This is a genomic window from Actinocrinis sp., assembly GCF_035650855.1.
In the GTDB taxonomy this organism is placed as follows: Bacteria; Actinomycetota; Actinomycetes; order Streptomycetales; family Catenulisporaceae; genus Actinocrinis.
This window is the reverse complement of record NZ_DASRGV010000260.1, coordinates 1-11,103: the sequence shown is the minus strand read 5'-3', so window position 1 is coordinate 11,103 and position 11,103 is coordinate 1. Positions and strand designations below refer to the sequence as shown.

The 11,103-nt window shown below is 70.4% G+C and carries 8 protein-coding genes; all 8 read left to right on the top strand.

What is annotated here, in order from left to right; translation table 11 throughout:
- The first annotated feature begins 100 nt into the window (after window positions 1-100).
- Complete coding sequence (locus VFB40_RS18935) at window positions 101-2,734, top strand: NADH-quinone oxidoreductase subunit G (RefSeq protein WP_324852486.1); 2,634 nt, start codon at window positions 101-103, stop codon at window positions 2,732-2,734.
- The gene (gene nuoH / locus VFB40_RS18930) at window positions 2,734-4,092 is read left to right on the top strand and encodes an NADH-quinone oxidoreductase subunit NuoH (protein WP_324852484.1); all 1,359 of its coding nucleotides are present in this window, start codon (window positions 2,734-2,736) and stop codon (window positions 4,090-4,092) included. Before VFB40_RS18935 ends, nuoH begins: the two co-directional genes overlap by 1 nt.
- Complete coding sequence (gene nuoI / locus VFB40_RS18925) at window positions 4,089-4,727, top strand: NADH-quinone oxidoreductase subunit NuoI (protein WP_324852482.1); 639 nt, start codon at window positions 4,089-4,091, stop codon at window positions 4,725-4,727. The genes nuoH and nuoI overlap by 4 nt, the downstream gene beginning before the upstream one ends.
- Window positions 4,724-5,638, top strand: a complete 915-nt coding sequence (locus tag VFB40_RS18920; protein ID WP_324852480.1) for an NADH-quinone oxidoreductase subunit J — start codon at window positions 4,724-4,726, stop codon at window positions 5,636-5,638. Before nuoI ends, VFB40_RS18920 begins: the two co-directional genes overlap by 4 nt.
- Window positions 5,635-5,934, top strand: a complete 300-nt coding sequence (nuoK, locus tag VFB40_RS18915; protein WP_324839398.1) for an NADH-quinone oxidoreductase subunit NuoK — start codon at window positions 5,635-5,637, stop codon at window positions 5,932-5,934. The genes VFB40_RS18920 and nuoK overlap by 4 nt, the downstream gene beginning before the upstream one ends.
- Window positions 5,935-5,951: 17 nt before the next feature.
- Window positions 5,952-7,916, top strand: a complete 1,965-nt coding sequence (gene nuoL / locus VFB40_RS18910; protein ID WP_324852478.1) for an NADH-quinone oxidoreductase subunit L — start codon at window positions 5,952-5,954, stop codon at window positions 7,914-7,916.
- A 14-nt stretch (window positions 7,917-7,930) separates the two neighbouring features.
- Complete coding sequence (locus tag VFB40_RS18905) at window positions 7,931-9,523, top strand: NADH-quinone oxidoreductase subunit M (protein ID WP_324852476.1); 1,593 nt, start codon at window positions 7,931-7,933, stop codon at window positions 9,521-9,523.
- Window positions 9,523-11,103, top strand: a 1,581-nt coding sequence (nuoN, locus tag VFB40_RS18900; RefSeq protein WP_324852474.1) for an NADH-quinone oxidoreductase subunit NuoN, incomplete at its 3' end; no start/stop codon positions are given. The genes VFB40_RS18905 and nuoN, both read left to right, overlap by 1 nt.

Sequence of the window (11,103 nt, the reverse complement as noted above, 5' to 3'; positions counted from 1 at the left end):
GGGACGAGTACCTGGAGCACCTGCGCAGCGGCGGCTGCCCCTTCGACCCGGCGCTGTCCACCGCGTGGGCGCCCGCCATGGCCACGACCGGAGCACGCGCATGACCGTGACCACGAACACTGTGCCGAATCAGGGCGGGAGCGCCGACGACGCGCCCGCGGTGCCCGAGGGCTACGTAGCCGTGACCGTCGACGGCGTCCCGACGATCGCGCCGAAGGGCGAGCTGATCATCCGGGTCGCCGAGCGGCTCGGCATCGCCATCCCGAGGTTCTGCGACCACCCGCTGCTCGACCCGGTCGGCGCCTGCCGCCAGTGCCTGGTCGAGGTGGAGGGCCAGCGCAAGCCGATGGCCTCGTGCACCACGACGGTCACCGACGGCATGGTGGTCAAGACCCAGCACGCCTCCCCGGTCGCCGACAAGGCGCAGCAGGGCGTGATGGAGCTGCTGCTGATCAACCACCCGCTGGACTGCCCGGTCTGCGACAAGGGCGGCGAGTGCCCGCTGCAGAACCAGGCACTGTCCAACGGCCGCGGCGAGAGCCGGTTCGAAGGGCAGAAGCGCACCTTCGCCAAGCCGATCAACCTCTCCACGCAGGTGCTGCTGGACCGCGAGCGCTGCGTGCAGTGCGCGCGCTGCACCCGCTTCTCCGAGCAGATCGCCGGCGACCCGTTCATCTCGCTGATCGAGCGCGGCGCCAGCCAGCAGGTCGGCGTCTCGGTGGCCGGGGACCAGGAGTTCAGCTCCTACTTCTCCGGCAACACGGTGCAGATCTGTCCGGTCGGCGCGCTGACCGGCGCGGCCTACCGGTTCCGCGCTCGGCCGTTCGACCTGGTCTCCTCGCCGAGCGCCTGTGAGCACTGCGCCGCCGGCTGCGCGCTGCGCACCGACCACCGCCGCGGCAAGGTGCTGCGCCGGCTGGCCGGGGAGGACCCCGAGGTCAACGAGGAGTGGAACTGCGACAAGGGCCGCTGGGCCTTCCAGTACGCCACCTCCCGGGACCGGATCCGGCACCCGATGGTGCGCCGCAACGGCGTGCTGACCACCGCCTCCTGGCCGGAAGCCCTCGACGCGGCGGCCGTCGGACTGCGCGCGACCCGCGGCGCCGCCGGCGTCCTGCTCGGCGGGCGCAGCACCCTCGAGGACGCGTATGCGTACGCGAAGTTCGCGCGCATCGCCCTGGACACCAACGACATCGACGTCCGGGCCCGCCCGCACTCGGTCGAGGAGGCCGAGTTCCTGGCCGCGCACCTGGCCGGAAAGAGTCCGGTCAGCGGCGGCAAGCTGGCGCTGACGTACTCGGAGCTCGACCACGCCCCCGCGGTGCTGCTGGTCGGGTTCGAGCCCGAGGACGAGTCGCCGATCGTGTTCCTGCGGCTGCGCAAGGCGGTCCGCAAGTCGCGTACGGCGGTCATCGCCATAGCGCCGTTCGCCACCCGCGGCCTGACCAAGCTGAGCGGCACGCTGCTCAAGGCGGCCCCGCACACCGAGCCGGAGTTCCTGACCGCGCTCGCGGCCGGCACCGAGGAGGCCGGACTCGACTCCGCCGGGCTCAACGCGGCCAGGCTGCTGCGCGAACCGGGCGCGGTGATCCTGGTCGGCGAGCGGCTGGCCTGCGTGCCTGGCGCGCTCAGCGCGGCGCTGCGACTGGCCGAGGCCAGCGGCGCCAAGCTCGGCTGGATCCCGCGCCGGGCCGGAGAGCGCGGCGCGATCGAGGCCGGCGCGGTGTACAACCTGCTGCCCGGCGGCCGTCCCGCCGAGGACTCGCGGGCCCGCGCCGAGGTCGCGACGGCCTGGGGCGTGCGCGCGCTGCCGACCCTCGACGGGCGCGACAGCGACGCGATCCTCGCGGCGGTGCGCGCCGGCAACATCAGGGGCCTGCTGGTCGGCGCCGTCGACCCGGACGACCTGCCCGACCCGGCCGGCGCGCTGGCCGCGCTGGACGCCGCCGGGTTCATCGTCTCGCTGGAGCAGCGGCCCTCGGCCGTGACCGAGCGGGCCGACGTGGTGCTGCCGGTGGCCGCGGTCGCCGAGAAGGCCGGGACCTTCCTGGACTGGGAGGGGCGCCCGCGCACCTTCGAGGCCGCGCTCTCGCCCGAGGCCGTGCAGACCGTGGCCGGCGGCATGTCCGACCTGCGGGTGCTCAACGGACTCGCCGACGCGATGGACGTGCACCTCGCGCTCCCGGACGTCGCCTCCGCGCGCCGCGAGCTGGCCTCGCTCGGCGGCTGGGACGGCATCCCCGCTCCCCGCCCCTACGCGCTGGCCCGGCCACTGCCCGCGCCGGCCGCCGGACAAGCGGTCCTGGCGACCCATCACCTGCTGCTCGACGACGGCCGGCTCCAGGACGGCGAGAAGCACCTGGCCGGCACCGCGCGTCAGCCGGTGGTGCGCCTGTCCGCCGCGACCGCTGCCGAGATCGGTGCGACCGAAGGTGACGCGGTGTCAGTCTCGACCGACGCCGGCTCGATCACCCTGCCGCTGGCGATCGACGCGCTGCCGGACCGCGTGGTGTGGCTGCCGACGAACTCGCCTGGCTCGCATGTGCGCGCCGCGCTGAGCGCGGACACCGGCGCGGTGGTCACCATCGCCCGCGTCGTGCCGGACACGCTCCTCGACCCGGCCGCGCAGGCCGCACCCGAGGGCGCGCTCGCGGCGAGCGCGACCGCGAGCGTCGCGGACGTTCCCAGCCAGCCAGGTCTCGAAGCTTCAGGCCAGGCGGAGGTGGAGGGCTGATGCCGCAGTTCCCCGACAACGCGACCAACTGGCTCCTCGGGAGCTTCGACACCCACATCCCGTGGTGGTTCATCCTGGTCGTGATCAAGGCGATCGCCGCCTTCGCGATCCTGGTCGTGCTCACCCTGTTCAACATCTGGTACGAGCGGCGCATCGTCTCCTTCATGCAGATGCGCATCGGCCCGAACCGGGTCGGCCCGCAGGGCCTGCTGCAGTCCCTGGCCGACGGGGTGAAGCTGGCGCTCAAGGAGGACATCGTCCCCAAGAACGCCGACAAACCGGTGTTCTGGCTCGCCCCGCTGCTCTCCGCGATCCCGGCGTTCCTCGCCATCGCGGTGATCCCGTGGGGGCCGAAGGTGTCGATCTTCCACCACTGGACCACGCTGCAGCTGGTGGACCTGCCGATCGGCGTGCTCTACATCCTCGCGATCTCCTCGATCGGCATCTACGGGGTCGTACTCGCCGGCTGGTCCTCGGGCTCGACCTACCCGCTGCTCGGTGCGATGCGCTCCTCGGCCCAGATGATCTCCTACGAGGTCGCCATGGGCCTGTCCTTCGTGGGCGTGTTCCTCTACGCGGGCACCATGTCCACCGCGGGCATCGTGGACGCCCAGCAGCACGGCTGGTACTTCTACATGCTGCCGCTCTCCGCGATCATCTACATCATCGCGATGGTCGGCGAGACCAACCGGGCCCCCTTCGACCTGCCCGAGGCCGAGGGCGAGCTGGTCGGCGGCTTCCACACCGAGTACTCCTCGCTCAAGTTCGCCCTCTTCTTCCTGGCCGAGTACATCAACCTGGTCACCGTCTCCGCGCTGGCCGTCACGATGTTCTTCGGCGGCTGGCGTGCGCCGTGGCCGATCACCGCGTGGTGGTCGGGCGCGAACGGCGGCTGGTACCCGATGATCTGGTTCCTGGTCAAGCTGCTGATCTTCGTGTTCGTGTTCATCTGGCTGCGCGGCACGCTGCCCCGGCTGCGCTACGACCAGTTCATGGCCTTCGGCTGGAAGGTGCTGATCCCGACCTCGGTGATCTGGCTGCTCGTGGTCGCCACCTTCCGGCAGCTGCGCAACGCCGGGGACCTCGACCGGGCGCACGCCATCCCGATCGGCATCGGCATCGCGGCGCTGTTCCTGCTGCTGGTCGCGCTGCTGGAGATCCGCGAGCGCAACCAGATCCGGCGCACCCCGCCGCCGAGCGTGCCCGCGTACGAGCCGCTGCTCGGCGGGTTCCCGGTGCCCCCGATGCCCGGGCAGAGCGTTCCGCCCGCTCCGCGCCGGCCCCAGTTCGCACGTACTGCGGCCGAGCCCGCGCCGGCCCTGCCCGGCACCACCGCCGAGGAGGCGAGCACCCGATGAGCAGTGACGAGAAGAAGCAGAAGGGCCCGGGCCCGCTGGCCGGGGTCGCCGGCTTCGGCGTCACCTTCGCCACCATGTTCAAGAAGCCGAACACGGAGCAGTACCCGGAGGAGAAGGTTCCGACGGCGCTGCGCTTCCACGGCCGCCACCAGCTCAACCGGCACCCGGACGGCCTGGAGAAGTGCATCGGCTGCGAGCTGTGCGCCTGGGCCTGCCCCGCCGACGCGATCTACGTGGAGGGCGCGGACAACACCGAGGAGGAGCGCTTCTCCCCGGGCGAGCGGTACGGCAAGGTCTACCAGATCAACTACCTGCGCTGCATTCTGTGCGGGCTGTGCATCGAGGCCTGCCCGACCCGCGCGCTGACCATGACCAACGAGTACGAGCTCGCCGACACCAGCCGCCAGTCGCTGATCTACACCAAGGAGCAGCTGCTGGCCGGGCTGACCGACGGCATGGTGCCCCCGCCGCACGCGATGCAGCCCGGCACCACCGAGAAGGAGTACTACAAGGGCCAGGTCACCCGCGCCTCGGACGAGCAGCTGGCCGAGTACGCGCGTGAGCAGGCGGCCGGCACGGAGTCCGCGCGCGCCGACGCCGCGCCCGCGCAGACCGAGCCGGAGGCGGTGCGATGAGCGCCGGGCTTCTCGCGGCGCAGGCGGCCGGAACGCACCTGCTGGCCGGGCCGGTCACCTCCACCGGCGGCGGCGAGACCTTCCTGTTCTGGCTCGGCGCGATCATCTCGGTGCTCGGCGCGCTCGGCCTGATCTTCTCCAAGAAGGCCGTGCACTCGGCGCTGTGCCTGTGCGCGGTGATGATCTGCCTGGCGCTGTTCTACATGGCGCAGGGCGCGGTCTTCCTCGGCATCGTGCAGATCGTCGTCTACACCGGCGCGATCATGATGCTGTTCCTGTTCGTGCTGATGCTGATCGGCGTCGACGCGGCCGAGTCGCTGACCGAGTCGATCCGCGGCCAGCGCTGGGCGGCGGTTCTGGTCGCGGTGTGCTTCGCCGCGATCCTGCTGGGCGTGTTCGCACACGCCAAGCTCGGCCCGTTCGCCGGGATGGACCAGGCGAACGCGGCGGCCGGCGGCAACGTCCCCTCGCTGGCGCACCTGCTGTTCGCCCGCTACTTCTGGGCCTTCGAAGTCTCCTCGGCGGTGCTGATCACCTCCGCGATCGGCGCGATGGTCCTGGCACACCGCGAGCGGGTCACCGCGCGCAAGACGCAGAAGGAGCTGGCGGCGGACCGGTTCAAGCGCTACGCGAAGGACCCGAGCGTCATCGTCACTCCGCTGCCGAACCCCGGCGTCTACGCGCAGCACAACGCGGTCGACACCCCGGCCCTGCTGCCCGACGGCAGCATCGCGCCGCTCAGCGTCAACCGCACGCTGCGCGCCCAGGGCGAGCTGCGTGACATCAAGCCGCTGCCGGTCCCGCTGCCGCGCGAGGGCACGAACGGCGGCGCCACGAACGCGGGCGGCGCGACCGGCGCCCACGCCGACGGCGCGAACGGCTCCGGCCGGCACGAGGAGGTCGAGGCATGAACCCCGACAACTACCTGTACCTCTCGGCGATCCTGTTCAGCCTCGGCGCGCTCGGCGTGCTGATCCGGCGCAACGCGATCGTGGTGTTCATGTGCATCGAGCTGATGCTGAACGCCGCCAACCTGGCCTTCGTCACCTTCTCCCGGATGCACGGGCGGCTCGACGGCCAGATCATCGCGTTCTTCACCATGGTGGTCGCGGCCGCCGAGGTCGTGGTCGGCCTCGCGATCATCATCACCGTCTTCCGCACCCGCCGCTCGGCCTCGGTCGACGACGCCAACCTGCTCAAGTACTGAGAGAGGGACAGCCGACGATGCCACCCTCGACTTACGCCCCGGTCGCGGCGACCGGCGTCTTCACGCTGACCGCGTGGGTCGTCGCGCTGCCGATGATCGGGGCGGCGATCCTGCTGATCGGCGGGAAGCGCACGAACCGGTGGGGCCACCTGCTCGGCTGCCTGGCCGCGCTCGGCTCCTTCGCCCTCGGCGCGGTGCTGTTCTTCTCGCTGCTCGGCAAGGCCGGCGACGCGCGCTCGTACGACCAGCACGTGTACACCTGGGTCCCGGTGCCCGGCTTCTCCGCGGACGCGGGCTTCCACCTCGATCAGCTCTCGATGACCTTCGTGCTGCTGATCACCGGGGTCGGCTCGCTGATCCACATCTACTCGGTGGGCTACATGGCCCACGACGAGAACCGGCGCAAGTTCTTCGGGTACCTGAACCTGTTCCTGGCCGCGATGCTGGTGCTGGTCCTCGCGAACAACTACCTGCTGCTGTACGCGGGCTGGGAGGGCGTGGGCCTCGCCTCGTACCTGCTGATCGGGTTCTGGCAGCACAAGCCCTCGGCGGCGGTCGCGGCGAAGAAGGCGTTCATCGTCAACCGGGTCGGCGACATCGGCCTGTCCGTCGGCGTGATGCTGATGTACACCACGTTCGGCGGCTTCGCGTTCAGCGACGTGTTCAACAAGGCCTCCACCGCCGACCGCAACACGATCCTCGGCATCGGGCTGATGCTGCTGCTGGCCGCGTGCGGTAAGTCGGCGCAGTTCCCGCTCCAGTCCTGGTTGCTCGATGCGATGGAGGGCCCGACCCCGGTCAGCGCCCTGATCCACGCGGCAACGATGGTGACCGCGGGCGTCTATCTGATCGTCAGATCACACGTCATCTTCGACCTCTCGCCGAACGCACGCCTGCTGGTGACCATCGTCGGCGCGATCACGCTGATGATGGGTGCGATCATCGGTTGCGCCAAGGACGACATCAAGAAGGCCCTGGCCGGTTCGACCATGTCGCAGATCGGCTACATGGTCCTGGGCGCAGGCCTCGGCCCGATCGGCTACGTGTTCGCGATCATGCACCTGGTCTTGCACGGCTTCTTCAAGGCCGGGCTGTTCCTCGGCGCCGGCTCGGTCATGCACGGCATGAACGACGACGTGGACATGCGCCATTACGGCGGCCTGCGTAAGTACATGAAGATCACCTGCTGGACCTTCGGCTTCGGCTATCTGGCGATCATCGGCTGCCCGCCGTTCTCCGGGTTCTGGTCCAAGGACAAGATCATCGAGGCGGCGTTCGCCCAGGGCGGCACCTCCGGGTGGGTGCTCGGCTGTACCGCGCTGCTCGGCGCGATGATCACCGCGTTCTACATGACCCGAGTGATGCTGATGACCTTCTTCGGCGAGAAGCGCTGGGTCCTGGACGAGCACGGGCATGAGCCCCACGCGGCGGAGCCGCATAGTTCCCCAGAGCCGCACGAGTCGCCGAAGACAATGACCATCCCGATGATCATTCTCGCGGTCGGCTCGGTTGCCGCGGGCGCGCTGTTCAGCATCGGCTCTCCGTTCGTGAACTGGCTCGAGCCGGTCACCGGCCGGGCCGAGGGCCACTCGCCGATCAACACGGTGGCGCTGTCCCTGATCACCCTGGCGGTCGTGGCGCTCGGCTTCGCATACGCCTGGCGGCTCTACGGCACCAAGGCCCGTCCGGTTCCGGCCATCGCCCCGGCCGGATCGCCGCTCACCCGCGCGGCCCGCCGCGACCTGTACGGCGACGCGTTCAACGAGGCGGCCTTCATGCGCACCGGGCAGTGGCTGACCCGACTGCTGGTCTACTTCGACCTGCGCGGCGTGGACGGCGTGGTCAACGGCGTGGCCGCGGGCCTCGGCGGCTCCTCAGGCCGGTTCCGCCGGCTGCAGAACGGCTTCGTCCGCTCCTACGCCCTGTCCATGTTCGGCGGCGCGGCCCTGCTCGTCGTGGCCCTGCTCCTGGTCAAAGCCTGAAAGGACGCGCGCGCATGTCTTCCTTCCCCTACCTGAGCACGACGATCGGGGTGCCGCTGGCCGGCGTCGCCGCGATCGCCGTGCTGCCGAAGGGGCGCGCGGCCCTGGCCAGGCCGATCGCGCTGCTCGCCTCGCTGGTCAGCCTCGGCTTCGCGATCGCGGCCGCGGTCGCGTTCAAGAACGGCGGCCCGCGCTTCCAGCTCGCTGAGAAGTACGCGTGGATCCCCACCTTCCACATCGACTACGCGGTAGCCGTGGACGGCGTGGCCCTGGTGCTGATCCTGATGACCGCGGTGCTCGTGCCGGTGGTGATCCTCGCCTCCTGGCACGACACCGAGACGCCGCAGGACTCCCCGGCCGAGTCCAAGCGCTCGGTGCGCAGCTTCTTCGCGCTGCTGCTGGCCCTTGAGACGCTGATGCTCGGGGTCTTCGCGGCCACCGACATCTTCCTGTTCTACGTCATCTTCGAGGCGACGCTGATCCCGGCGTACTTCCTGATCGGCTCGTTCGGCGGGGCGCGCAGGTCGTACGCGGCGGTCAAGTTCCTGCTCTACAACCTGCTCGGCGGCCTGCTCATGCTGGCCGCGGTGATCGGGCTTTACGTGGTCGGGACGCGCTCGGCCGTCGGCGGCACGTTCAACTTCGAGACCCTCTCGAAGGCCGTCGCCAGCGGCAACCTGAACATCGCGAGCGGCACGGAGAAGTGGCTGTTCCTCGGCTTCTTCGTGGCCTTCGCCGTGAAGGCGCCGCTGTGGCCGTTCCACACCTGGCTGCCTGACGCCGCCTCAGAGGCGACTCCGGGCACCGCGGTGCTGCTGGTCGGCGTGCTGGACAAGATCGGCACCTTCGGGATGCTGCGGTTCTGCCTCGAGCTCTTCCCGCACGCCTCGCACTACTTCACCCCGCTGGTGCTGGTGCTCGCGGTGATCAGCACGATCTACGGCGCGCTGCTGGCGATCGGCCAGACCGACATGATGCGGCTGATCGCGTACACCTCGGTCTCGCACTTCGGGCTGATCACCATCGGGGTGTTCGCGCTGACCGCGCGCGGCGAGGTCGGCGCGACGCTGTACATGGTCAACCACGGCCTGTCCACCGGCGCGCTGTTCCTGCTCGCCGGGTTCATGGTCTCGCGGCGCAGGTCCGCCTCGATCGACGCCTACGGCGGAGTGCAGAAGGTCGCGCCGTTGCTCGCGGGCACCTTCCTGGTGACCGGCCTGTCCTCGCTGGCGCTGCCGGGCCTGTCCTCCTTCGTCTCGGAGTTCCTGGTCCTGGTCGGCACCTTCGAGAAGTACCCGGTCGCCGCGATCATCGCCACCACCTCGATCGTGCTCGCGGCGCTGTACATCCTGTGGCTGTATCAGCGCACGATGACCGGGCCGGTGGCCAAGCCGGTGGAGGGCTTCCGGGATCTGAACCCGCGCGAGCTGGCGGTGATCGGCCCGCTGCTTGCGCTGATCATCGCGCTCGGCTTCGTGCCCAGCATCCTGACGAACTACATCAACCCGGCGGTCAACCAGATTCCGGCGCAGGTGCAGATCACGAACCAGGCGCCGCACGGCGCCGGTCAAGACAGTGTCGCCCAAGCGAATGGGAGCGGGCAGTGATGTCGTCGTCCATCCTCGCCGCCGCCACGACCGCGTCCACCACCGCGCCGTTCACCGCTCCGCACGTGGAGTGGGGCAAGCTCTCGCCGATGCTCATCGTGCTCGGCGCGGCGACCGTGGGCGTGCTGGTGGAGGCGTTCGGGCCGCGCAAGGCGCGTTACCGGCTGCAGGTCGGGCTGACCCTGGTCGCCCTGGCCGCCGCGTTCGCCGCGGTGATCGCGCTGCACAACACGCCGGGCAGCATCGCCGCGGCCGGTGCGGTCGCGGTCGACAAGACCACGCTGTTCTTCCAGGGCACCATCCTGGTCATCGCGTTCATCGCGGTCCTGGTGATCGCCGAGCGGCGCACCGAGGGCGGCCAGGACGCGTTCGCGGCGCAGGGCGGTTCGGTGCCCGGCTCGCAGCAGGAGCGCGAGGCGGTGCGGGCCGGCTGGCTGACCACCGAGGTCTACCCGCTGGTGCTGTTCTCGATCGGCGGGATGCTGCTGTTCCCGGCCGCCAACGACCTGCTGACGATGTTCGTCGCGCTGGAAGTGCTCAGCCTGCCGCTGTACCTCGTCTGCGGGCTGGCCCGCCACCGCCGGCTGCTCTCCCAGGAGGCGGCGCTCAAGTACTTCCTGCTCGGCGCGTTCTCCTCGGCGTTCTTCCTGTACGGCGCGGCGCTGCTGTACGGATACGCGGGCTCGGTGCAGCTCTCGGACAGCGACCCGAAGAACCCGGGCATCGCCCAGGCCGTCGCGGCGCACGCGCACGGTCCGGCGCTGCTGTACACGGGCATCGCGCTGCTTGGCATGGGCCTGCTGTTCAAGGTCGGCGCGGCGCCGTTCCACATGTGGACGCCCGACGTCTATCAGGGTGCTCCGACCCCGATCACCGGCTTCATGGCGGCCGCGACGAAGATCGCCGCGTTCGGCGCGCTGGTGCGGGTCCTGGACGTCGGACTGGCCGGTTCGATCGACGTGTGGCGGCCGGTCATCGAGATCGTGGCGATCCTGACCATGGTGGTCGGCGGCATCCTGGCGCTGACGCAGCGGGACATCAAGCGGCTGCTCGCGTACTCGGCGATCCTCAACGCCGGTTACCTCATCATGGCTCTGGTCTCGACCGGCCGCGACGCGCTGGCTTCGCTGCTGTTCTTCCTGCCGGTGTACGGCATCGCGCTGGTCGGCTCGTTCGCCGTGGTCACCCTCGTGCGCGACGCCGGCGGCGTCGAGGCCACGGACCTGTCCCGCTGGGCCGGCCTGGGCAAGAGCGCGCCGATCCCCGCGGCGCTGATGTCGGTGTTCCTGCTGGCCTTCGCGGGCATCCCGTTCACCAGCATCTTCGTGGGCAAGTTCGCGGTCTTCCAGGCGGCGCTCGCCGCCGGCGCGCCGCAGCTGGTGATCGTGGCGGTGCTGGCGAGCGCGGTGGCGGCGTTCTTCTACCTGCGCGTGGTCGTGGTGATGTTCTTCTCCGACCCGCTGCCGGACGGCCCGACCATCGCCAACCCGTCCGTGGCGGTCAAGACCGCGCTCGCGGTCGCGGCGCTGGCGACGGTCGCGATGGGCGTCGCGCCGGCGGTGCTGCTGCACCTGTCCAAC